The sequence below is a fragment of the Leclercia sp. 119287 genome, assembly GCF_009734485.1.
Lineage (GTDB): Bacteria > Pseudomonadota > Gammaproteobacteria > Enterobacterales > Enterobacteriaceae > Enterobacter > Enterobacter adecarboxylatus_C.
Window position 1 is genome coordinate 1390791 of the sequence record NZ_CP046445.1, and the last position, 22101, is coordinate 1412891.

21 protein-coding genes are annotated in these 22101 nt (G+C 59.0%); 14 read left to right on the plus strand and 7 right to left on the minus strand.

Annotated elements, in window-relative coordinates:
• Positions 1-75: 75 nt before the first annotated feature.
• The 6 genes from kdpE to kdpF are packed head-to-tail and all read right to left on the minus strand — an operon-like array spanning position 76 to position 7848.
• On the minus strand, positions 76-753 hold the full coding sequence (gene kdpE / locus GNG27_RS06745; protein WP_156263213.1) for a two-component system response regulator KdpE: 678 nt from the start codon (positions 751-753) through the stop codon (positions 76-78).
• Positions 750-3425, minus strand: coding sequence for a two-component system sensor histidine kinase KdpD (gene kdpD / locus GNG27_RS06750; RefSeq protein ID WP_156263214.1), 2676 nt, complete (start codon positions 3423-3425; stop codon positions 750-752). Before kdpD ends, kdpE begins: the two co-directional genes overlap by 4 nt.
• Positions 3426-4001, minus strand: a complete 576-nt coding sequence (gene kdpC / locus GNG27_RS06755) for a potassium-transporting ATPase subunit KdpC (protein WP_156263215.1) — start codon at positions 3999-4001, stop codon at positions 3426-3428. It lies immediately after the preceding gene.
• A gap of 12 nt (positions 4002-4013) precedes the next feature.
• The gene (gene kdpB, locus GNG27_RS06760) at positions 4014-6062 is read right to left on the minus strand and encodes a potassium-transporting ATPase subunit KdpB (protein ID WP_156263216.1); all 2049 of its coding nucleotides are present in this window, start codon (positions 6060-6062) and stop codon (positions 4014-4016) included.
• Positions 6063-6079: 17 nt separating this feature from the next.
• Complete coding sequence (kdpA, locus tag GNG27_RS06765; protein ID WP_156263217.1) at positions 6080-7759, minus strand: potassium-transporting ATPase subunit KdpA; 1680 nt, start codon at positions 7757-7759, stop codon at positions 6080-6082.
• Positions 7759-7848: a K(+)-transporting ATPase subunit F gene (kdpF, locus tag GNG27_RS06770; RefSeq protein ID WP_071886481.1), complete on the minus strand. Its 90-nt coding sequence runs from the start codon at positions 7846-7848 to the stop codon at positions 7759-7761. Before kdpF ends, kdpA begins: the two co-directional genes overlap by 1 nt.
• A 308-nt stretch (positions 7849-8156) precedes the next feature.
• On the opposite strand from kdpF, the gene GNG27_RS06775 reads away from it, so the two are divergent.
• From GNG27_RS06775 to nei, 10 genes are all read left to right on the plus strand, one after another.
• Complete coding sequence (locus tag GNG27_RS06775; RefSeq protein ID WP_156265078.1) at positions 8157-8363, plus strand: YbfA family protein; 207 nt, start codon at positions 8157-8159, stop codon at positions 8361-8363.
• Positions 8364-8956: 593 nt separating this feature from the next.
• Positions 8957-10369, plus strand: a complete 1413-nt coding sequence (gene phrB, locus GNG27_RS06780) for a deoxyribodipyrimidine photo-lyase (protein WP_156263218.1) — start codon at positions 8957-8959, stop codon at positions 10367-10369.
• Positions 10370-10379: 10 nt separating this feature from the next.
• A complete protein-coding gene (locus GNG27_RS06785; RefSeq protein ID WP_142488706.1) occupies positions 10380-11123 on the plus strand; it encodes a type 2 GTP cyclohydrolase I in 744 nt (247 codons plus the stop codon).
• A 14-nt stretch (positions 11124-11137) separates the two neighbouring features.
• Positions 11138-11794 carry a 5-oxoprolinase subunit PxpB gene (pxpB, locus tag GNG27_RS06790; protein ID WP_156263219.1) on the plus strand — a complete coding sequence of 219 codons (657 nt, stop codon included), beginning with the start codon at positions 11138-11140 and terminating at the stop codon, positions 11792-11794.
• Positions 11788-12720, plus strand: coding sequence for a 5-oxoprolinase subunit PxpC (gene pxpC, locus GNG27_RS06795; protein ID WP_142488708.1), 933 nt, complete (start codon positions 11788-11790; stop codon positions 12718-12720). Before pxpB ends, pxpC begins: the two co-directional genes overlap by 7 nt.
• On the plus strand, positions 12710-13444 hold the full coding sequence (gene pxpA / locus GNG27_RS06800; RefSeq protein WP_156265080.1) for a 5-oxoprolinase subunit PxpA: 735 nt from the start codon (positions 12710-12712) through the stop codon (positions 13442-13444). The genes pxpC and pxpA overlap by 11 nt, the downstream gene beginning before the upstream one ends.
• Before the next feature lie 40 nt (positions 13445-13484).
• The gene (locus tag GNG27_RS06805) at positions 13485-14195 is read left to right on the plus strand and encodes a DUF969 domain-containing protein (protein ID WP_156263220.1); all 711 of its coding nucleotides are present in this window, start codon (positions 13485-13487) and stop codon (positions 14193-14195) included.
• Entirely contained in the window at positions 14192-15187 is a 996-nt protein-coding gene (locus GNG27_RS06810; protein ID WP_156263221.1) for a DUF979 domain-containing protein, read from the plus strand. Before GNG27_RS06805 ends, GNG27_RS06810 begins: the two co-directional genes overlap by 4 nt.
• 9 nt (positions 15188-15196) lie before the next feature.
• Entirely contained in the window at positions 15197-15841 is a 645-nt protein-coding gene (gene pcp, locus GNG27_RS06815; RefSeq protein WP_142488711.1) for a pyroglutamyl-peptidase I, read from the plus strand.
• A 13-nt stretch (positions 15842-15854) separates the two neighbouring features.
• Positions 15855-16646 (plus strand): endonuclease VIII, encoded by a 792-nt coding sequence (gene nei / locus GNG27_RS06820; protein ID WP_156263222.1) that lies wholly within the window; start codon positions 15855-15857, stop codon positions 16644-16646.
• Positions 16647-16728: 82 nt separating this feature from the next.
• On the opposite strand, the gene GNG27_RS06825 is transcribed toward nei, so the two are convergent.
• The gene (locus tag GNG27_RS06825; RefSeq protein WP_142488713.1) at positions 16729-18015 is read right to left on the minus strand and encodes a citrate synthase; all 1287 of its coding nucleotides are present in this window, start codon (positions 18013-18015) and stop codon (positions 16729-16731) included.
• A 640-nt stretch (positions 18016-18655) separates the two neighbouring features.
• Here GNG27_RS06825 and sdhC point away from each other — a divergent pair.
• From sdhC to sdhB, 4 genes are read left to right on the plus strand one after another with little or no spacing between them, the layout of a single operon-like run.
• Complete coding sequence (sdhC, locus tag GNG27_RS06830) at positions 18656-19060, plus strand: succinate dehydrogenase cytochrome b556 subunit (protein ID WP_185902418.1); 405 nt, start codon at positions 18656-18658, stop codon at positions 19058-19060.
• Positions 19054-19401: a succinate dehydrogenase membrane anchor subunit gene (sdhD, locus tag GNG27_RS06835; protein WP_142488714.1), complete on the plus strand. Its 348-nt coding sequence runs from the start codon at positions 19054-19056 to the stop codon at positions 19399-19401. Before sdhC ends, sdhD begins: the two co-directional genes overlap by 7 nt.
• Positions 19401-21167 carry a succinate dehydrogenase flavoprotein subunit gene (gene sdhA / locus GNG27_RS06840; RefSeq protein ID WP_142488715.1) on the plus strand — a complete coding sequence of 589 codons (1767 nt, stop codon included), beginning with the start codon at positions 19401-19403 and terminating at the stop codon, positions 21165-21167. The genes sdhD and sdhA overlap by 1 nt, the downstream gene beginning before the upstream one ends.
• A 15-nt stretch (positions 21168-21182) precedes the next feature.
• Positions 21183-21899, plus strand: coding sequence for a succinate dehydrogenase iron-sulfur subunit SdhB (sdhB, locus tag GNG27_RS06845; RefSeq protein ID WP_103178719.1), 717 nt, complete (start codon positions 21183-21185; stop codon positions 21897-21899).
• Positions 21900-22101: the final 202 nt, after the last annotated feature.

The following is a 22101-nucleotide window of genomic DNA, read 5'->3' on the forward strand; positions in this document are numbered from 1 at the left end:
AAAAAGGCAACCTGGTTGCCGTTTTGTTGTATTCGTAGGCCCGGTAAGCGTTAGCGCCACCGGGCTTTTTTGTGCTTAAAGCATAAACCGATAGCCAATCCCGGTTTCGGTTAACAGGTGGCGCGGGCGCGCGGGATCTGCCTCGAGCTTCTGCCGCAGGTGTCCCATATAAATCCGCAGGTAGTGACTGTGCTCCACCGCATTCGGTCCCCAGACCTGGCTTAACAGCTGGCGCTGGGTGAGCACCTTGCCGTGATTGTTGAGCAGGACCGCCAGCAGGCGGAACTCGATAGGGGTCAGGTGAATTTCCGTCTCACCCCGCTGAATGCGCCGCGAGGCCAGATCGACGCGAATGTCAGAGAAGCTATACACCGGGTCGGCAGGGGAGTTTGTTGCGTGGCGGCGCAGGGCAACGCGCAGACGCGCCTGCAGTTCGCCAATGCCAAACGGCTTGCTGAGATAGTCGTCGGCCCCGGCATCGAGCGCGGCAATTTTGTCGGTCTCCTCCAGACGCGCCGAGAGCACAATGATAGGCATCTGGCTCCACTGGCGCACTTCCCGGATAAAGTCGAGGCCGTCGCCGTCCGGAAGACCTAAATCGAGGATCACCAGATCCGGCTTGCGGGTCGCGGCTTCAATCAGGCCCCGCTGTAGCGTTCCGGCATCGTGTACGCGCAGGCCTTCACCTTCCAGCGCGACGCGCAGAAAACGGCTGATGGCGAGTTCATCTTCAACAATCAGAACGTTAATCACAAATCCTCTGGGAATTCATTCAGTTCGGGCGGCGTATCGCGCGGCAGTGTAACACAAAAACCGGCGCCCCCGTCGGGACGGTTATGGGCGGTGATGGTGCCACCGTGCACCTCAACAATCGCCTGGCAGATGGCGAGCCCCAGCCCGACGCCGGGAATGGCAGACTCTTTGTTACCGCGGGCGAACTTATCAAAGATAGCCTGTTCCTGCCCCGCCGGAATGCCGGGGCCGGTATCCCACACCTCCAGCTGGAGCTGGTCGGGGGTGATGCTGGCGTCAATACCAATTTGCGCTCTGCTCCCCGCGTATTTGCCGGCGTTCTCCAGCAGGTTAATCAGCACCCGCTCGAACAGTGGGCCATCCACGTGGATCAGCGCCAGCGGATCTGACATATCGAGCGCGATATGCCGCCCACCAAGCCCTGGCTCCAGCGTTTTCAGGGCGCTACCGATCACCTCTTCCAGGGTCAGCCACTCTTTTTTCAGGTTAAAGCCGCCGGACTGGATCCGCGCCATATCCAGCAGATTATTCACCAGCCTGGTGGTGTTCAGCACGTGCTGGCGGATCTCGCTGGCCTGTGGCGCGTGGCGGGAACCCTCTGCCGCCAGGTCGAGGGTCAGGATCTCCGACTGGCCGAACAGCACCGTCAGCGGCGTGCGCAGATCGTGGGAGAGGGCCGCCAGCAGCGAGTTACGAATGCTCTCCCGCTCGCTGGCTAACCGTGCCTGCTCTTCGCTGGCGGTCAGCGCCAGTCGCTCGAGGGCGCTGGCGACCAGCAGAGTAAAGGTCTCCAGCAGGCGCTGCTGCTCGGGGATCATCAGCTGACGCAGATTGGACGGCTCGACAATCGCCACCCCCTGATTCTGCAGCGGCAGAATAAGCCAGGGCACGCCGGGCAGGGTATCGGTGCCTGCCCCGGCGGGCTGGCCCTTGTCAAAGCTCCAGCGGGCAATAGCTTCATCCCAGGGCGTCATTCCCGAAGCCGGAGTCAGCGGGCGGAGCTTGCCCTCCCGATCCGGAAGGAGGATCAGGCTGCGGGCGTGAAAGGTGGAGTGGATGAACTGCTGGCTGGTCTGCGCGATATCCTGTGGCGTACGGCCCACCGCCAGCGCCTTCGACATCTCATACAGATGGCGGGTGCGCTGCTCACGATAGCGGGCGATCCGCGCCTGATAGCGCACGCCCGCCGTCAGGTTGCCGATCAGCAAGCCCACCGCCAGCATCACCGCAAAGGTGAGGACGTACTGTACGTCCGATACCGCCAGGGTGCCGCGCGGGGCGATGAAAAAGAGATCGAAGCTGACCACGTTGATTACCGTCGCCAGTACCGAAGGCCAGCGGCCATAAAACAGCGCCACAATCACCACCCCAAGCAGGTAGATCATCACCAGGTTGGCGGCATCAAAATCGGGTAGCCACTGACTGGCAATAAAGGTGATCAGGGCGCAGAGCAGCACCGCCACCAGGCAGCCGCGCAGCTGGATCCGCCATTTGTCACTGAACGACCGGTTATCCGGCGCCCTGGCGGGCAGAGCCGTGGGCTTGTCATCCAGGGCGACGATCAACAGATCGAGATCGGGGGCACGCTGTGCCAGCCTGTCGGCAAAGGTGTCCCGGTTGAACCACCGGCGATGAGAACGTCTGCCGATGACAATCTTGCCGAGATTATGCTCCCGGGCGTAGCGCAGGATGGCTTTGTCTTCCGCCTGTTCGGCCAGGGTGGCGGTTTCGGCTCCCAGCTCCTGGGCCAGACGCAGGGCGCTGAGAATGGCGCGGCGCTGGTTCTCCGGCAGACGGTGCAGCTGCGGGGTCTCGACGTAAACGGCGTGCCAGACGCTGCCGAACTTCGCTGCCAGCCGCGCGGCGGTACGCGCCAGCTTCTCGTTGCCGCTGCCGTGGCCGATGCAGAGCAGGATGGCGTCGCGGGTATGCCACACCTTCTCCTCGCCCTGCCGGTCGCGCCAGGCCCGCATCTGATCGTCCACCCGATCGGCGGTGCGGCGCAGGGCCAGCTCACGCAGGGCGATCAAATTGCCTTTGCGGAAGAAGTGTTCGATTGCCCGCTCGGCCTGTCCGGCAATGTAAACCTTGCCTTCATGCAGGCGCTGGCGCAGATCGTCCGGGGGCAGATCCACCAGTACCACTTCGTCTGCCGCGTCGAAGAACGGATCCGGGACGGTCTCCCGCACCTGAATGCCGGTGACGCCGCTGACCACGTCGTTAAGACTTTCCAGATGCTGCACGTTAACGGTGGTAAAGACATCGATGCCCGCCTCCAGCAGCTCTTCGACGTCCTGCCAGCGTTTAGGGTGGCGTGAGCCTGAGGCGTTGCTGTGCGCCAGCTCGTCCATCAGGATCAGCGCCGGACGGCGGGCGAGGGCGGCATCGAGATCGAACTCCGTCACCAGACGCCCGCGATGATGAATGCGCCGGGGCGGCTGGGTCGCCAGGCCGGCCAGCAGGGCGGCGGTCTCCTGGCGACCGTGGGTCTCCGCCACGCCGATCAGAATATCGAGCCCCTGGGCGCGCAGACGCTGCGCTTCACTGAGCATGGCGAAAGTCTTGCCGACCCCCGCACAGGCGCCGAAGAAGATTTTCAGTTTGCCGCGATGGGGGGCGGCAGCCTGCTCCAGCAGTTTGTCCGGGTCCGGGCGCTGAGGCTCGTCGATCATTTAGTTTTTCCTTAGTGCGTCCAGCGCCAGATTTAATTCAACGATGTTAACCACCGCGCCGCCCATCGCGCTGAACAGCGGTTTTTGCGTATGTTCCGCCACCAGCTGGCTAAGCTGCGCGGGCGTGAGCTGACGCGCCTGCGCCACGCGCGGGATCTGCCAGGCGACGGCCTGCGGCGTCAGGCTGTAGTCCAGCCCGCTGGCCGAAGCGGTCACCAGCTCAACCGGCACCGCCTGGCTGGCATTCGGGTTGGCGACGCGTAATGCGGCCACGCGGGCGCGAACAACGTTATCCAGCTCAGGATTGCTGCCCGCCAGGTTGCTGCCCCCCGACGCCAGCGGATTATACGGGCTTTCCGCCGTGGCGGAAGGACGGCCGTGAAAGTAACCTGCTGCGGTAAAGTCTTGTCCAATAAGACGTGAACCGCGGATCTCCCCCTGCTGGTGGATAAGCGATCCGTTAGCCTGGTCGGCAAACCACCACTGGCCCAGCGCGGTAGTCACCAGCGGATAAACGCCGCCGGTCATCAGAGCCAGCAGAATAAACAACAGTATAGCGGGACGTAACATAGCCATTTGATTTTCCTCTTAAACCAGCCCGAACAGGGTGAGTACCAGATCGATGGCTTTAATGCCGATAAAGGGCACCACCAGCCCACCCAGACCGTAGATCCACAGATTGCGACGCAGCATGGCGGCGGCGGTGAGCGGTTTGTAGCTCACCCCTTTCAGCGCCAGCGGGATCAGAAAGACAATGATCAGCGCGTTGAAGATCACCGCACTGAGGATGGCCGAAGCGGGGGAGTGCAGGTGCATTACGTTCAGGGCGTTCAGCTGCGGATAAGTCGCCGCAAACGCCGCCGGAATAATGGCAAAATATTTCGCCACGTCGTTGGCGATACTGAAGGTGGTAAGCGAGCCCCGGGTCATCAGCATCTGTTTGCCGATATGCACCACCTCAATCAGCTTGGTCGGGTTGGAGTCGAGGTCGACCATGTTTCCCGCCTCTTTTGCCGCCTGGGTGCCGGAGTTCATCGCCACCGCCACATCCGCCTGAGCGAGGGCCGGAGCGTCGTTGGTGCCGTCCCCGGTCATCGCCACCAGCCGTCCTTCGGCCTGATACTGGCGGATCAGCGCCAGTTTGGCCTCCGGCGTCGCCTCGGAGAGGAAATCATCCACGCCGGCTTCCGCTGCAATGGCTGCGGCGGTCAGGCGGTTATCCCCGGTGATCATCACCGTTTTGATGCCCATTTTGCGCAGCTGGGCAAAACGCTCCTTGATGCCGCCTTTAACGATGTCCTTCAGGGCGATCACCCCCAGCACGGTAGCGCCTTCCGCCACCACCAGCGGGGTGGCCCCCTGACGGGCGACGTTCTCCACCAAGGTATCAACCTGCGGCGGGAAGTGGCCGTTGTTGGCGGTAATGTGACGGCGAATGGCATCCACCGAACCTTTGCGGATAAGCCGGTCCTGAATGTTAATCCCGCTCATCCGCGTCTGCGCCGTAAAGGGCACAAAGGTGGCATGCAGGCTTTGCACGTCGCGCTGGCGCAGGTTAAAGCGCTGCTTGGCGAGGATCACGATGCTGCGGCCTTCCGGGGTCTCATCCGCCAGCGAGGCCAGCTGGGCCGCGTCGGCCAGCGTTTTTTCGTCCACGCCGGGCGCGGGCAGGAACCCGGAGGCCTGACGGTTGCCGAGGGTGATGGTGCCGGTTTTATCCAGCAGCAGCACGTCGACGTCGCCCGCTGCCTCTACTGCCCGGCCGCTGGTGGCGATAACGTTGGCCGCCAGCATCCGGCTCATCCCCGCCACGCCGATGGCCGACAGCAGGCCGCCGATGGTGGTTGGGATCAGGCAGACCAGCAGAGCGACCAGCACGGTCACGCTCACCGCCGTGCCGCCATACGATGAGAAGGGCCACAGGGTGGCGGTTGCCAGCAGGAAGACGATGGTCAGCGCCACCAGCAGAATGGTCAGGGCGATCTCGTTCGGGGTTTTGCGCCGCTGGGCACCTTCCACCATGGCGATCATCCGGTCGAGGAAGGTCTCGCCAGGGTTGACGCTGCACTGGATCACCAGCCAGTCGGAGAGAATGCGCGTCCCGCCGGTGACCGAGGCAAAATCGCCGCCGGACTCGCGGATCACCGGCGCAGATTCGCCGGTGATGGCGCTCTCATCCACCGAGGCTCCCCCTTCAATGACCTCTCCATCGCAGGGAATAATGTCCCCGGCTTCCACCACTACGATGTCGCCTTTGCGCAGCGTGTCCGCCGGTACCCTGTCGGTATCGGCACCGTATTTCGCTTCGCGCAGCTTGCGGGCGAACGCCGTTTTCTGCACCCCTTTGAGGCTGTTGGCCTGCGCTTTACTGCGTCCTTCCGCCAGCGCTTCGGCGACGTTGGCAAACAGCACGGTGAACCACAGCCACAGGCCGATCGCCGCGGTAAAGGTGGCGCTTCCTGCCAGCCATCCGCCCGCCATGGCAAGGGCCAGCAGGGTAGTCAGCAGGCTGCCCAGCCAGACGATAAACATTACCGGATTGCGCCACTGCACGCGCGGGTCAATTTTTTTTACCGCATCCATCAGCGCCTGACGAACCAGAGAGGGTTCGAGCAGGGCCAGTTGCTTACGACTCATGACCAATACTCCGCAAATCAGCGTAAAGAGAGATGTTCCGCGACCGGGCCTAAGGCGAGGGCGGGGATAAAGGTGAGGGCGCCCACCAGCAGGACGGTACCGATCAGCAGGCCGACGAACAGCGCGCCGTGGGTGGGTAGCGTGCCGCCAGAAGCGGGCTGGCGGGTCTTGCTCACCAGCGATCCGGCGATGGCCATGACCGGCACAATCACGCCAAAGCGTCCGATTAACATGCAGAACGCCAGCAGGCAGTTCCAGAACGGCGAGTTGGCGCTCAGGCCCGCAAAGGCGCTGCCGTTGTTGTTGGCCGCCGAGGAAACCGCGTACAGCACCTCGCTAAACCCGTGGATCCCGGGGTTGAAGATGCCGCTGCGCCCGGCGTCGGTCATCAGCGCCAGCGCGGTACCGAGCAGCACCAGCGCCGGAGTGACGAGGATCGCCAGCGCGGTCAGCTTCATCTCACGCACGTCGATTTTCTTGCCCAGATATTCCGGGGTACGGCCAATCATCAGCCCGGCGATAAACACCGCCAGCAGCACAAACAGCAGCATGCCGTACAGGCCAGAACCGACCCCGCCAAACACCACTTCACCAATCTGCATCAGCCACAGCGGGATCATCCCGCCCAGCGCGGTAAAGGAGTCGTGCATGGCGTTGACCGCCCCGCAGGAGGCGGCGGTGGTGACGACGGCGTACAGGCTGCTGGCGAGAATGCCAAAGCGGCTCTCTTTGCCCTCCATATTGCTGTTGCTGTCCGCCCCCAGCAGCATGAAGTGGCTGTTGCCCTGCCACTCCGCCCACATTACCAGCGCGGCGCAGATCGCAAAGATGATGGACATGGTCCAGAGGATCGCATGCCCCTGACGGCGATCGCTGACCGCCTCGCCAAAGGCAAAGCACAATGCGGCGGGGATCAGGAAGATCGCCAGCATCTGCACGGTGTTCGTCAGCGCGGTCGGGTTCTCAAACGGATGAGCAGAGTTCGCATTAAAGAAGCCGCCCCCGTTGGTACCGAGCATTTTGATCGCTTCCTGGGAGGCCACCGGTCCCATCGGCAGCAGCTGTCTGGCCCCCTCCAGCGAGGTGAATGGCTGATAGGGCAGCAGGTTTTGCAACACGCCCTGCTGGATAAACAGCAACGCGATAACCAGCGCCAGCGGCAGCAATACCCACAGGGTGATGCGGGTCAGATCGACCCAGGCGTTGCCCAGGGTATTGACACTCTGGCGGGCAAAGGCGCGGGTGAGGGCGAAGATGACCGCGATGCCGCTGGCCGCCGAAAGGAAGTTTTGTACCGTCAGGCCCGCCATCTGGCTGAAATAGCTCAGGGTGGTCTCCCCGGCATAGGATTGCCAGTTGGTATTGCTGACGAAGCTGACGGCGGTGTTCAGCGCCAGATGCCAGGAGAGGCCCGGAAGCTGCTGCGGGTTGAGCGGCAGATAACCCTGCAGCATCAGCATGGCGAACAGCGCGACCAGACCCACCCCATTCAACAGCAGGATCGCGCCCAGGTAGTGACGCCAGCCCATTTCTGCGGTGCCGATCCTGAGCATTCGCAGTAGTCCTGCGTCAAGGGATTGCACCCCGGGCAGCGGCAGGCCGTTAATCATCCGCGCCAGCCACATCCCCAGCGGTCGGGCGAGCCCCAACAGCACCAGCAGAAAGCTGGCGATAAGCAGAAATCCTTGTGCGGCCATCAGAATGCCTCCGCGTTCAACAGGGCATAAATCAAATACCCCAGTAACAGGAACACCAGCACGATGCCGGCAATTACACCTGCACTCACAATTCACCTCCGGGTGACGTTAGTAATGGTGCAAAGGGTAAAATTTCGGTCGCAAAGATTTCGCAAAAATCAGAGAGGGAGATGTAAAAAAAACATAAAGAGGGCTAAGACCCTAATTTAACTAATGGTTAGTAAAAATTTAACTTTTCTGTAACTTAATTACGGCTTGAAGTGTAAAGTTCGCTTCAGAAGGGCAAAAAAGTGGTCGGATGAGTAGTAAAATTACAGCCAAAGCGTTACTATTTTCCTCAGATAACCAGTTTTAACTTTCCGGAGAGGGTTTCCGGCCAGAGAAAGGGGAGAAAATGATGGAATTTTACAAAGCGTATCCGGCACATATCGTTTTTATTCGCCGCACTTTCGCTGTGATAGCGGGTGTTCTGGCGTTACCTGTGATGCTTTTCTGGAAAGAACGCGCTCGTTTTTATAGCTATCTGCATCGCGTCTGGGCTAAAATCAGCGATAAACCGGTGTGGATGGATCAGGCTGAAAAAGCCACTTGTGATTTTTATTAAATTTTAAGAAAGACTACACACAGCACCTGCAGCAATAAAAAAACCGCCACAGCAATGTGGCGGTTTTTTTATCCCTCGGGATTCGCGGTCCGTCGGGAGGTGTTAAACAAGCACTACCAGAGAAAGCTATCTTAGCCTGAACGTCCTTCAGGCGAAATGTGCAGTGTCTAAATGAATTCTGAAAGGCCAGTTGCGGTCTGCCGATGACACAGGATGTTGACTATGATGTGTCGTCCCTTTCCGCCATCTCGCACATGGGCACCGGTCCCGGGAAAGGCGTCATCACAACCGTAAAACAAGTACTACCAGAACTTGTGTCTGCCGGATTATCACCGGTGGTGAACGGTAGAGCGGTGAGTTTGCAGGGACCGCATAATGAAACGTTATCTGTGTATCGCGTTCATTGTCGCCAGCGTATTCGTGGTGAGAAGTGACGAGCCAACCATGCTTGTTGTGCTTACCGCGCTCGCGCAGGACAAGTAGCGTTAAGGCCGCCATCAGGGCGGCCTTTTTTATTCCAGTATGGCTACACTTGTTAAAGCAAAGTATCCTCGGTGACTTGTAGATGTTACAGACGATAATACTGGAGTGTTATGGCCACCCATCTGGTCTGGTTTCGCGCCGATCTGCGCATCCACGACAACCTGGCGCTTGCTGCCGCCTGCCGCAACAAACATGCTCGCGTGCTGGCGCTTTTCATCGCTACGCCGCAACAGTGGCACCAGCATGCCATGGCGCCGCGCCAGGCCGCGTTTCTTCACGCCCATCTTAATGGCTTGCAGCAGCAGCTGGCCGATAAAGGCATTCCGCTGCTGTATGCTCAGGTCGCTGATTTTGCGGCGCAGGCTGAGAAAGTGGCGCAGCTCTGCGCCGAGCATGACGTCACCCAACTCTTTTATAACTACCAGTACGAACTGAACGAGCAGCAGCGCGATCGTCAGCTGGAGCGCGCGCTGGTGGACGTGACCTGTCAGGGCTTTGATGACAGCGTCATCCTGCCTCCCGGCAGCGTCATGACCGGCAATCACGAGATGTACAAAGTGTTTACGCCGTTTAAAAACGCCTGGCTGCGGCGTCTGAAAGAGGGGCTACCCGATTGTGCGGCGGCGCCTGCCGTGCGTGAGGGGGAGAAGGTCAATCCGGTAGCACTGGATTTCGACTACCCGCAGCAGGCGTTCGATGCTGACCTGTTCCCGGCGAGCGAGAAAGAAGCGATTGCCCGGCTGCGGACGTTCTGTCAGCAGGGGGCAGGAGAGTACGAAACGCAGCGTGATTTCCCGGCCATCGAAGGCACCAGCCGTCTCTCCGCCTGCCTGGCGCTGGGGGTACTTTCCCCCCGTCAGTGCCTGCACCGATTGCTGGCGGAACAACCTCAGGCACTGGAGGGCGGTCCGGGTGCAGTATGGCTAAACGAGCTGATCTGGCGAGAGTTTTATCGTCATCTGATGACGTATCACCCTGATTTATGTAAATATCGGCCATTCATCCGTTGGACTGATAACGTGAAGTGGCACTCTGAAGATGCCCAGCTAGAGGCCTGGCAATATGGGCAGACCGGCTATCCGATCGTCGATGCCGCCATGCGCCAGCTGAATGAAACCGGCTGGATGCACAACCGCCTGCGGATGATCACCGCCAGCTTTCTGGTGAAAGACCTGCTTATCGACTGGCGAGCCGGGGAACGTTACTTTATTTCTCAGCTTATCGATGGCGACCTGGCCGCCAATAACGGCGGCTGGCAGTGGGCGGCGTCAACCGGAACCGATGCCGCGCCCTATTTCCGTATTTTTAACCCGACAACCCAGGGGCAGAAGTTTGATAACGACGGCGTGTTTATCCGCCGCTGGCTGCCGGAGCTGGCCACCGTGCCGGACAAGGCCATCCATGACCCCTGGACCTGGGCGGATAAGCAGGGGATCGTCCTCGATTATCCGCGCCCGGTTGTCGACCATAAACAGGCACGCATAGCCACGCTGGCAGCGTATGAAGCCGCCCGTAAAGCGTAAGGGAGCAATAATGAAAAACAGTGAACTGGAAAAACTGATTAACGACAAACTGAACAGCAGCAGCTTCAGCGACTATGCGCCGAATGGCCTGCAGGTGGAAGGGCGTGAGCAGGTGCAGAAGATTGTCACCGGCGTCACCGCAAGCCAGGCGCTGATCGACGAAGCGGTACGCCAGCAAGCCGATGCGGTGATTGTCCACCATGGCTATTTCTGGAAAGGCGAATCCCCGGTGATCCGTGGCATGAAGCGCAATCGTCTGAAAACGCTGCTGGAAAACGACATCAACCTCTACGGCTGGCATCTGCCGCTGGACGCCCACCCGGAGCTGGGAAACAACGCCCAGCTGGCGGCGCTGCTCGGCATTAACATCATGGGTGAAATCGAGCCGCTGGTGCCCTGGGGCGAGCTCTCCATGCCGGTACCGGGCCTGGAGCTGGCGTCGTGGATTGAAGCCCGTCTGGGACGTCGTCCGCTGTGGAGCGGCGATACCGGGCCGGACCAGGTACAGCGCGTTGCCTGGTGTACCGGGGGCGGGCAGAGCTTTATCGACAGCGCGGCGCGTTTTGGCGTCGATGCCTTTATTACCGGCGAAGTGTCGGAGCAGACCATTCACTCTGCCCGGGAGCAGGGGCTGCATTTTTATGCAGCAGGACACCATGCCACGGAACGCGGCGGCATTCGCGCCCTCAGCGAATGGCTGACGGAAACCACTGACCTGGATGTCACCTTTGTGGATATCCCTAATCCAGCCTGATGAGAGGTGTATAAGTGCAGCGAGCACGTTGTTATCTGTTAGGCGAAACCGCCGTCGTACTGGAGCTCGAGCCGCCGGTCACCCTGGCGACGCAAAAGCGGATCTGGCGCCTGACCCAGCGACTGGGTGAAATCCCCGAGGTGGTGGAAGCCATTCCGGGGATGAATAACATCACCGTGGTATTGCGAAATCCCCACTCGCTGGCGCTGGATGCGATTGAGCGTCTGCAGCGCTGGTGGGAAGAGAGCGAGGCGCTGGAGCCTGAGTCCCGCTATATCGAAATCCCGGTGGTGTATGGCACCGCTGCGGGCCCCGATCTTGGCGAGGTGGGCCGACACGCCGGGCTGACCGAGAAACAGGTCGTGGAGCTTCACTCATCCATCGATTATGTGGTCTGGTTCTTAGGTTTTCAGCCGGGCTTTCCTTATCTGGGCGGCTTGCCCGAGCAGCTGGCGACCCCGCGCCGGGATGAACCCCGGCTGCAGGTGCCGGCGGGCTCGGTGGGGATTGGCGGGGCGCAAACCGGCATTTACCCGATAGCCACCCCTGGCGGCTGGCAGCTGATCGGACACACCCCGTTGCCGCTGTTCGATCCACATCGTGACGAGCCGGTGCTGCTGCGACCGGGCGATACCGTGCGGTTTATCCCGCAGAAGGAGGGGGTATGCTAAAAATAGTTCGCGCAGGGCTCTACACCTCGGTGCAGGACGGCGGGCGTATCGGTTTTCGCCAGTCGGGGATCAGCTACTGTGGCGCGCTGGATAAACCGGCCCTGCAGATTGGCAATATCCTGGTGGGCAACGATCCGGACGATGCTGCGCTGGAGATCACTCTTGGGCAGTGTACCGTCGAATTTGAACAGGACGGCTGGTTTGCCCTGACCGGGGCGGGCTGTGACGCCCGGCTCGACGGCGCGGCGGTCTGGACCGGCTGGCGTCTGCCAGTGAAGGCCGGGCAACAGCTCACCCTTAATCGCCCCCGGCGCGGAATGCGTAGCTATCTGGCGATTGCGGGCGGCATCGACGTGCCGTCGGTGATGAACTCCCTTAGTACCGACCTGAAGGTGGGACTCGGCGGCCACGAAGGGCGGCTGCTGAAAGATGGCGATCGACTGGCCGTTCGGCCTGGCGGGCGCGATTTCCTTGAAGCGCAGGGCGTTAAGCAGCTGCTGTGGGATAACCGCGTGCGCGCCTTGCCGGGGCCGGAGTATCACGAGTTTGATAAGGCCTCGCAGGATGCGCTCTGGCGTCTGCCGTGGCAGCTCAGCCCGCAAAGTAACCGCATGGGCTATCGCCTGCAGGGGCAGAAGCTGGTGCGCACTACCGAGCGTGAAATGCTGTCGCATGGTCTGCTGCCGGGCGTAATCCAGGTGCCGCACAACGGACAGCCGATCGTGCTGATGAACGATGCCCAGACCACCGGGGGCTATCCGCGGATCGCCTGCATCATCGAGGCCGACATGTATCACCTGGCACAGGCCCCCCTCGGACAGCCGATCCACTTTGTCCCCTGTACGCTGGAAGAAGCGCTCGACGCGCGGCGCATCCAGAAGCAATACATCGAACAACTGGCGTGGAGGTTGCATGATCGCGGTTGATTTAAATGCAGATTTAGGCGAAGGCTGCGGCAGCGATGCCGCGCTGTTGCAGCTGGTATCCTCAGCCAACATCGCCTGCGGTTTTCACGCCGGAGATGCCCAGACCATGCTGGCCTGCGTGCGTGAGGCGTTGAAAAATGGGGTCGCCATTGGGGCGCACCCCAGCTTCCCGGACCGGGAAAATTTTGGCCGTACGGCCATGACACTGCCGCCGGAGACGGTCTACGCGCAAATGCTGTACCAGATTGGTGCCCTGGCGGCGATCGTCCGCGCCGAAGGGGGGCAACTGCGCCATGTGAAGCCCCACGGCATGCTCTATAACCAGGCGGCAAAAGATCGCGAGCTCGCCGATGCCATTGCCCGGGCAATCTTTACTATCGACCCGGATTTGATCCTGGTGGGGCTGGCGGGGAGCGAGCTGATCCGCGCGGGGACCCGCCATGGCCTGATTACCCGGGAAGAGGTTTTTGCCGATCGGGGATATCAGGCTGACGGCAGCCTGGTGCCGCGTACCCAGGCCGGGGCCATGATCACCGATGAAGAGCGGTCCCTGGCGCAAACGCTGGAGATGATCCAGCACGGACGGGTGAAGAGTATTACCGGTGAATGGGCAACCGTGCACGCACAGACTGTGTGCATCCACGGTGACGGAGAACACGCGCTGGCCTTTGCCCGTCGACTGCGGACAGAATTTGAAGCAAATAATATAAAAATCAGTGCGTAACGCACGGCCGTAAACACAACACAACCAAAGGAACATTAACATGGCAGAGACGCTATCCCTCTGGCCACTCATCGGTATCGCGGTGATTGTGGTCGGGTTTCTATTACGCTTTAACCCGGTGCTGGTGGTCATTGCCGCCGGGATCGTCACCGGCATTGCGGCGCATATGCCGATCGCCACCATTCTGGAAAAACTGGGCGAAGGGTTCCTGAATACCCGCAACCTGCCCTTTATCCTGCTGATCCCGCTGGCGGTTATCGGCCTGCTGGAGCGCCACGGCCTGAAAGAGCGGGCCCAGGCGTGGATCGCGAAGATCCACAGCGCCACCGCCGGTCGTCTGCTGATCGTCTACCTGTTTGTCCGCGAGGCCTCGGCAGCAATGGGGCTGACCAGCCTCGGCGGTCATCCGCAGATGGTGCGCCCGCTGCTGGCACCGATGGCAGAAGGGGCGGCAGAGAAGAAATATGGCGAACTGCCGGGGGCGGTGCGCTATCGCCTGCGGGCGATGTCGGCGGCCACCGATAACGTCGGGCTGTTCTTTGGCGAAGATATCTTTGTCGCCTTTGGCGCCATCATCTTTATGCATAACTTCATGCTTGAATCCGGCGGGATCCAGACCGAACCGCTGCATATTGCCCTGTGGGGGATCCCAACCGCGCTCTGCGCCTTTGCGATCCATTCTGCCCGCCTGTACCGCCTGGATAAGCATCTGGAGCGTGAGCTGGCCAAAATGCAGGGAGAGATGAAATGAATTTCCAGCAAAGTTATCTCTACTGGCTGGCGGGCCTGATCCTGCTGATCGTGGCGCTGATGTCGTTTCGCGATAAAGCCAACCCGCGGCGCATCACTACCGGCCTGTTCTGGGGCATTTACGGCCTTTTATTCCTGCTGGGCAACTGGACCTACGAGCTGGTGGGTGACAAGCGCACCGTCCATATCGCGGTAGGCTTAGCGGTAGTCGGGCTGGCGCTGATCGCCGGTTTTGGCGGCGTACGGCTGGGCAGCTATCACCAGCGCACGACCGAAGAGCGCGAGACCAGCGCGAAGCGCCTGGGCAATCGCCTGTTCTTACCGGCGCTGGCCATTCCGGTGGTGACGGTAGTGGGCGTGCTGATGTTTAACCATATTCCGGGCCTGCAGGAGACGCTGTTCGGCCCGGGCAACCACGCGACGCTGGTAACGCTGTTCTCGATGACGGTCGGCTCGCTGATTGGCCTGGCGATGGCGATCAAAATGACCCATGAAAAAGTGCATCAGCCCCTGCAGGAGGCGCGCCGTCTGCTCGATTCCATCGGCTGGGCCTTTATTCTGCCGCAGATCCTCGCCACCCTTGGCCTGCTGTTTACTGCCGCCGGGGTCGGGGAGGGGATCTCATTCCTCACCCAGACGTATCTGGCGGTCGACAGCCGGTTTATCGCGGTGGTGGTCTATGCTGTGGGCATGGCGCTACTGACCATGGTGATGGGCAACGCCTTTGCCGCCTTCCCGATTGTCACCGCGGGGATCGGCATTCCGATCCTGGTGCTGCAACACGGCGGCAACCCGGCGGTAATGGCGGCGATTGGCATGTTCTCCGGCTACTGCGGTACCCTGATGACGCCGATGGCGGCCAACTTCAACATCGTGCCCGCCGCGCTGCTGGAGCTCCCCGATAAAAATGCGGTCATCAAAGCGCAGGTGCCAACCGGGGTGCTGCTGCTGATCGCCAACGTATTCCTGCTCTACTTCCTGATGTTCCTGTAAGGAGAAATGATGCAAACCGTATTAATCACGGGATTTGAGCCCTTTGGCGGCGAAACCCTTAACCCGTCCTGGGAAGTGGTGAAGCAGCTTGATGGGATGATTATTGACAACTGCCGCGTGGTGGCGCGGCAGCTGCCCTGCGTGTTCGGCGAGTCGTTAGAGGTGCTGAATGCGGCCATTGACGCGCTTCAGCCCTCCGTCGTGCTGGCGATAGGGCAGGCCGGAGGCCGCGTGGATGTGACCGTTGAGCGGGTAGCGATTAACGTCGATGACGCCCGCATCCCGGATAACCGCGGGCAACAGCCGGTGGACGTCGCTATTGTGCCGGACGGCCCGGCGGCCTGGTTCAGCACGCTGCCGATCAAAGCGATGGTCGAGGCCCTGCGCGAAGCCGGTATTCCTGCTTCGGTTTCGCAGACAGCTGGCACATTCGTCTGTAACCACGTGATGTATGGCGTGCTGCACAAGCTGGCCGATCGACCGGAGGTGAAAGGCGGGTTTATCCATATCCCTTACCTGCCTGAGCAGGCGGCGGCTCATCCTGGCGCGCCGAGCATGGCCACGCACACCCTCAAGAAAGGGCTCGAGATTGCCATTGCGGTGGCGCTGCGTCAGGAGCACGACATCAAAGTGGTTGGCGGTGCCACGCACTAAATAAGGAGTCACAATGCCAGAAGGACCGGAGATCCGCCGCGCGGCGGATAGCCTGGAGGCGGCGATAAAAGGCAAACCGCTCACCGACGTGTGGTTTGCTTTCCCTCAGTTAAAATCCTTTGAGTCCCGGCTTATCGGGGAGAAGGTCACCCATCTGGAGACGCGCGGCAAAGCGCTGCTTACGCACTTCTCCAACCAGCTAACGCTCTACAGCCATAACCAGCTGTACGGCGTCTGGCGGGTGGTCGAGACCGGTCAGGAGCCGCAGACCACGCGGGTGCTGCGCGTTAAATTACAGACCGCAGATAAAACCATTTTGCTCTACAGCGCCTCGGATATTGAGATGCTGACGGCGGAGCAGCTCACCACCCATCCCTTCCTGCAACGGGTGGGACCGGATGTGCTGGATTTACGCCTGACGGCAGAAGATGTGAAAGCGCGGTTACTGTCAGCAAAATTCCGCAATCGCCAGTTTTCAGGGCTGCTGCTGGACCAGTCGTTTCTGGCCGGTTTAGGCAACTATCTGCGGGTCGAAATTCTGTGGCAGGTGGGGCTGGCGCCACAGCACAAGGCGTCCCAGCTAACCGAAGAACAGCTTGATGCGCTGGCGCATGCGCTGCTGGCTATCCCGCGTCTGTCGTACAACACCCGTGGGGTGGTGAATGACAAGAAGCATCACGGGGCGTTGTTCCGGTTTAAGGTGTTTCATCGGGCCGGGAAAAAGTGTGAGCGGTGCGGTGGGGTGATTGAGAAGACCTCGCTTTCTTCCCGACCGTTTTACTGGTGCCCACATTGTCAGACATAAAAAAAGCCGGGTGGCGCTAACGCTTACCCGGCCTACGTCGCTTTTGTAGGCCCGGCAAGCGTAGCGCCGCCGGGCGTTTCTTTTAGCGTGTGGTGATGTCGCTTTCGAAGTTACGCTGCTCGTAGCCGGTATACAGCTGACGTGGACGCGCAATTTTCATTCCCTCGGTGTGCATTTCGTTCCAGTGTGCAATCCAGCCCACGGTACGCGCCATCGCGAAGATTACGGTAAACATGGAAGACGGAATGCCCATCGCTTTCAGGATGATACCGGAGTAGAAGTCGACGTTCGGGTAGAGCTTCTTCTCGATGAAGTACGGGTCGTTCAGCGCGATGTGCTCCAGCTCCATCGCCACCTGCAGCAGGTCATCTTTGGTGCCCAGCTCTTTCAGTACTTCATGGCAGGTTTCACGCATAACGGTTGCGCGCGGATCGTAGTTTTTGTAAACACGGTGACCGAAGCCCATCAGACGGAAGGAGTCATTCTTGTCTTTCGCACGGCGTACGAATTCAGGAATGTGCTCAACGGAGCTGATCTCTTCCAGCATCTTCAGTGCGGCTTCGTTCGCGCCGCCGTGTGCCGGCCCCCACAGGGAGGCAATACCTGCTGCGATACAGGCGAACGGGTTGGCACCGGAGGAGCCTGCGGTACGCACGGTAGAGGTGGAGGCGTTCTGCTCGTGGTCAGCGTGCAGGATCAGAATACGATCCATCGCGCGTTCCAGAACCGGGTTCACTTCGTACTCTTCACACGGCGTGGCGAACATCATACGCAGGAAGTTACCGGCGTAGGAGAGGTCGTTGCGTGGATAAACAAACGGCTGTCCGATGGAGTATTTGTAACACATCGCGGCCATGGTAGGCATTTTGGACAGCAGACGGAATGCGGCGATATCGCGATGACGCTGGTTATTCACGTCAAGGGAGTCATGGTAAAACGCGGCCAGCGCACCGGTGATCCCACACATTACCGCCATCGGATGCGAATCACGACGGAACGCATGGAACAGACGGGTGATCTGCTCATGAATCATGGTGTGGCGGGTAACGGTGGTTTTGAACTCATCGTACTGTTCCTGGGTCGGCTTTTCGCCGTTCAGCAGGATGTAGCACACTTCCAGATAGTTGGATTCAGTGGCTAATTGATCGATGGGGAAACCGCGGTGCAGCAGGATGCCTTCGTCACCGTCGATGTAGGTGATTTTGGACTCGCAAGATGCGGTGGAGGTGAAACCAGGGTCGAAGGTGAATACACCTTTTGAACCCAACGTACGGATATCAATAACATCCTGACCGAGCGTGCCTTTTAGCACATCCAGTTCAATAGCATCGTCACCACCCAGGGTGAGTTTTGCCTTAGTATCAGCCATTTACGGTCTCCTTAGCGCCTTATTGCTTAAGACTGCCCATAACCGGATTTGCATTCAGCTGATTTATCATTGTTACCAGTTTGTTATTTGGCTCGCCGCTCAGCTCACGAGGAGAAACCAGGGTACAGAGCAATGGCGCTAGCAGGTAAACAAATGAGAAATCAGAGAAATAACAGCAAATCAGTGTTTGTGCAGTCCGAATTATTCAAACCTGTATACCACTAATAACTGTCCTGATAACTTCGGTCAATACCATCACACTGTTACATAACTTATTCTCAGGTGAAAGAGAGACCTCATAACTTTTGCGCATTATATGCCTTTTCTGGTGATGTTTGTAACAATAATGTTTAACATTTGTCAAATCAGATGATTAAAAATTAAAAAGATGTTGTTATCGTGACCCTGATCACTGTTCCGCATAAAACCAGACAAACTGTATGTAGGTTAATTGTAATGATTTTGTGAACGGCCTATACTGCCGCCAGGTCTCCGGAAAACCCTGCAATCCCGAGCCAACCAGCGTTGTAACGTGTCATTTGAGCATCTGGAAGCAATGTTTTGCATGACGCACAGTTATATAAAAGGCACGCTGTCTGACCCGCATCGCAGTCCGGAGGAAGGAAACTATAAGAACAGCATGTGGGCGTTATTCATGATAAGAAATGTGAAAAAACAAAGACCTGTCAATCTGGATCTCAAAACGATCCGATTCCCCGTAACGGCAATAGCGTCCATCCTTCATCGTGTATCCGGTGTGATCACGTTTGTCGCGGTGGGTATCCTGTTATGGTTACTGGGTACCAGCCTCTCTTCTCCGGAAGGATTCCAGCAGGCCTCCGACATCATGAACGGTTTCTTCGTGAAATTTATCATGTGGGGCATCCTGACCGCGCTGGCCTATCACGTTGTTGGCGGTGTCCGCCATATGCTGATGGACTTCGGCTATCTGGAAGAGACCTTCGAAGCCGGCAAACGTACTGCTAACATTTCATTTGTCATCACTGTCGTGCTTTCACTTCTCGCAGGAGTTCTCGTATGGTAAGCAACGCCTCCGCATTGGGACGCAACGGCGTACATGACTTCATTCTGGTCCGTGCTACCGCTATCGTTCTCACCCTCTACATCATCTACATGATCGGTTTCTTTGCCACCAGCGGCGACCTGACGTGGGAAATCTGGACCGGTTTCTTCGGTTCGGCGTTCACCAAAGTCTTCACCCTGCTGGCGCTGGCCTCCATCCTGATCCACGCGTGGATTGGCATGTGGCAGGTACTGACCGATTACGTTAAACCCGTGGCGATTCGTCTCGTTCTGCAGCTGGCTATCGTAGTTGCTCTTGCGGTTTACGTTATTTATGGATTCGTTGTGGTGTGGGGTGTGTAATGAAACTGCCAGTCAGAGAATTTGATGCTGTAGTGATTGGTGCCGGTGGCGCAGGTATGCGCGCGGCGCTGCAAATTTCCCAGAGCGGCCAGAGCTGTGCGCTGCTCTCTAAAGTCTTCCCGACCCGTTCCCATACCGTATCTGCGCAGGGTGGCATCACCGTTGCGCTCGGTAATACCCATGATGATAACTGGGAATGGCATATGTACGACACGGTGAAAGGCTCCGACTACATCGGTGACCAGGACGCCATTGAATATATGTGTAAAACCGGCCCGGAAGCGATTCTGGAGCTGGACCATATGGGTCTGCCATTCTCCCGCCTGGAGAACGGCACCATCTATCAACGTCCGTTTGGCGGCCAGTCGAAAGACTTTGGCGGCGAGCAGGCGGCACGTACCGCGGCAGCGGCCGACCGTACCGGTCACGCCCTGCTGCATACCCTGTATCAGCAGAACCTCAAGAACAAAACCACCATCTTCTCCGAGTGGTATGCGCTGGATCTGGTGAAAAACGAAGATGGCGCCGTGGTGGGTTGTACCGCCCTGTGCATCGAAACCGGTGAAGTGGTTTACTTCAAAGCCCGCGCGACCGTGCTGGCGACCGGCGGCGCAGGACGTATCTACCAGTCCACCACTAACGCCCATATCAACACCGGTGACGGCGTCGGTATGGCGATCCGCGCTGGCGTGCCGGTGCAGGATATGGAGATGTGGCAGTTCCACCCAACCGGTATCGCCGGTGCGGGCGTGCTGGTGACAGAAGGCTGCCGTGGTGAAGGTGGCTATCTGCTGAACAAACACGGCGAACGCTTCATGGAGCGTTATGCCCCGAATGCAAAAGACCTGGCGGGTCGTGACGTGGTGGCGCGTTCCATCATGATCGAAATCCGTGAAGGTCGTGGCTGCGATGGTCCATGGGGCCCGCACGCGAAGCTGAAGCTTGACCATCTGGGTAAAGACGTTCTGGAATCCCGCCTGCCGGGCATCCTTGAGCTGTCCCGTACCTTTGCTCACGTCGATCCAGTCAAAGAGCCAATCCCGGTTATCCCAACCTGCCACTACATGATGGGCGGTATTCCGACCAAAGTGACCGGCCAGGCGCTGACCGTGAACGAGCAGGGCGAAGACGTGGTGATCCCGGGTCTGTTCGCGGTAGGCGAAATTGCCTGCGTATCCGTACACGGCGCCAACCGTCTGGGCGGTAACTCCCTGCTCGACCTGGTGGTGTTTGGTCGTGCGGTGGGTCTGCATCTGCAGGAGTCCATTGCCGAGCAGGGGCCGCTGCGTGATGCGACCGAAGCCAATATTGACGCCTCTCTGGAACGTCTCAACCGCTGGAACGGTAACCGCAACGGCGAAGATCCGGTGGAAATCCGTAAAGCGCTGCAGGAGTGCATGCAGCACAACTTCTCGGTCTTCCGCGAAGGCGATGCGATGGCGAAAGGGCTTGAGCAGCTGAAAGCGATCCGCGAGCGCCTGAAAAATGCCCGTCTGGACGATACTTCCAGCGAGTTCAACACCCAGCGCGTCGAGTGTCTGGAGCTGGATAACCTGATGGAAACCGCTTACGCAACCGCGGTCTCTGCAAACTTCCGTACCGAAAGCCGTGGCGCGCATAGCCGCTTCGACTTCCCGGATCGTGACGACGAAAACTGGCTGTGCCATTCCCTGTATCTGCCAGAGTCGGAATCCATGACACGTCGTAGCGTCAATATGGAACCGAAACTGCGTCCGGCGTTCCCGCCGAAGATTCGTACTTATTAATGCGGAGACAGGACAATGAAACTCGAATTCTCAGTTTATCGTTATAACCCGGATGTTGATGACGCTCCGCGTATGCAGGATTACACCCTGGAAGCGGAAGAAGGCCGGGACATGATGCTGCTTGATGCCTTAATGCAGCTGAAAGAAAAAGATCCGACACTGTCATTCCGTCGCTCCTGCCGTGAAGGGGTATGTGGCTCCGACGGCCTGAACATGAACGGCAAAAACGGTCTGGCCTGTATCACGCCGATCTCTGCGCTCAACCGTCCGGGGCAGAAAATTGTGATCCGTCCTCTGCCTGGTTTGCCGGTCGTTCGCGATTTGGTGGTGGACATGGGGCAATTCTATGCACAATATGAGAAGATTAAGCCTTACTTGTTGAATAATGGGCAAAATCCACCCGCTCGCGAGCATTTACAGTCGCCAGAGCAGCGTGAAAAACTCGATGGCCTGTATGAGTGTATTCTCTGTGCATGTTGTTCGACCTCTTGCCCGTCGTTCTGGTGGAACCCGGACAAGTTTATCGGCCCGGCTGGCCTGCTGGCAGCGTACCGCTTCCTGATTGACAGCCGCGATACCGAAACCGACAACCGCCTGGAAGGGCTGAGTGATGCTTTCAGCGTATTCCGCTGCCACAGCATCATGAACTGCGTCAGTGTATGTCCTAAGGGGCTGAACCCGACGCGCGCTATCGGCCACATTAAGTCGATGTTGTTGCAGCGCAGTGCGTAAGTAACAACGCCGGATGGCGCTGCGCTTATCCGGCCTACGTCACAGTAGGCCCGGTCAGCGTGGCGCCACCGGGAAAATTGCAGAAACCTTTAAAAACTGCCAGATAAGTAAATAATCGAGACGTTCAGCGCGAGACAAGGCGCGGTTGAACGAATCCCTGGAGCATAGTGAACTATGTGACTGGGATGAGTGAAAGCCGTAA

Coding starts and splice junctions, on each gene's coding strand:
- kdpD (WP_156263214.1), bottom strand. CDS start 3,425: ATGATCGACGAGCCTCAGCGCCCGGACCCGGACAAACTGCTGGAGCAG.
- kdpC (WP_156263215.1), bottom strand. CDS start 4,001: ATGGCTATGTTACGTCCCGCTATACTGTTGTTTATTCTGCTGGCTCTG.
- kdpB (WP_156263216.1), bottom strand. CDS start 6,062: ATGAGTCGTAAGCAACTGGCCCTGCTCGAACCCTCTCTGGTTCGTCAG.
- kdpA (WP_156263217.1), bottom strand. CDS start 7,759: ATGGCCGCACAAGGATTTCTGCTTATCGCCAGCTTTCTGCTGGTGCTG.
- GNG27_RS06775 (WP_156265078.1), top strand. CDS start 8,157: ATGGAATTTTACAAAGCGTATCCGGCACATATCGTTTTTATTCGCCGC.
- phrB (WP_156263218.1), top strand. CDS start 8,957: ATGGCCACCCATCTGGTCTGGTTTCGCGCCGATCTGCGCATCCACGAC.
- GNG27_RS06785 (WP_142488706.1), top strand. CDS start 10,380: ATGAAAAACAGTGAACTGGAAAAACTGATTAACGACAAACTGAACAGC.
- pxpC (WP_142488708.1), top strand. CDS start 11,788: ATGCTAAAAATAGTTCGCGCAGGGCTCTACACCTCGGTGCAGGACGGC.
- GNG27_RS06805 (WP_156263220.1), top strand. CDS start 13,485: ATGGCAGAGACGCTATCCCTCTGGCCACTCATCGGTATCGCGGTGATT.
- GNG27_RS06810 (WP_156263221.1), top strand. CDS start 14,192: ATGAATTTCCAGCAAAGTTATCTCTACTGGCTGGCGGGCCTGATCCTG.
- pcp (WP_142488711.1), top strand. CDS start 15,197: ATGCAAACCGTATTAATCACGGGATTTGAGCCCTTTGGCGGCGAAACC.
- nei (WP_156263222.1), top strand. CDS start 15,855: ATGCCAGAAGGACCGGAGATCCGCCGCGCGGCGGATAGCCTGGAGGCG.
- GNG27_RS06825 (WP_142488713.1), bottom strand. CDS start 18,015: ATGGCTGATACTAAGGCAAAACTCACCCTGGGTGGTGACGATGCTATT.
- sdhC (WP_185902418.1), top strand. CDS start 18,656: ATGTGGGCGTTATTCATGATAAGAAATGTGAAAAAACAAAGACCTGTC.
- sdhD (WP_142488714.1), top strand. CDS start 19,054: ATGGTAAGCAACGCCTCCGCATTGGGACGCAACGGCGTACATGACTTC.
- sdhA (WP_142488715.1), top strand. CDS start 19,401: ATGAAACTGCCAGTCAGAGAATTTGATGCTGTAGTGATTGGTGCCGGT.
- sdhB (WP_103178719.1), top strand. CDS start 21,183: ATGAAACTCGAATTCTCAGTTTATCGTTATAACCCGGATGTTGATGAC.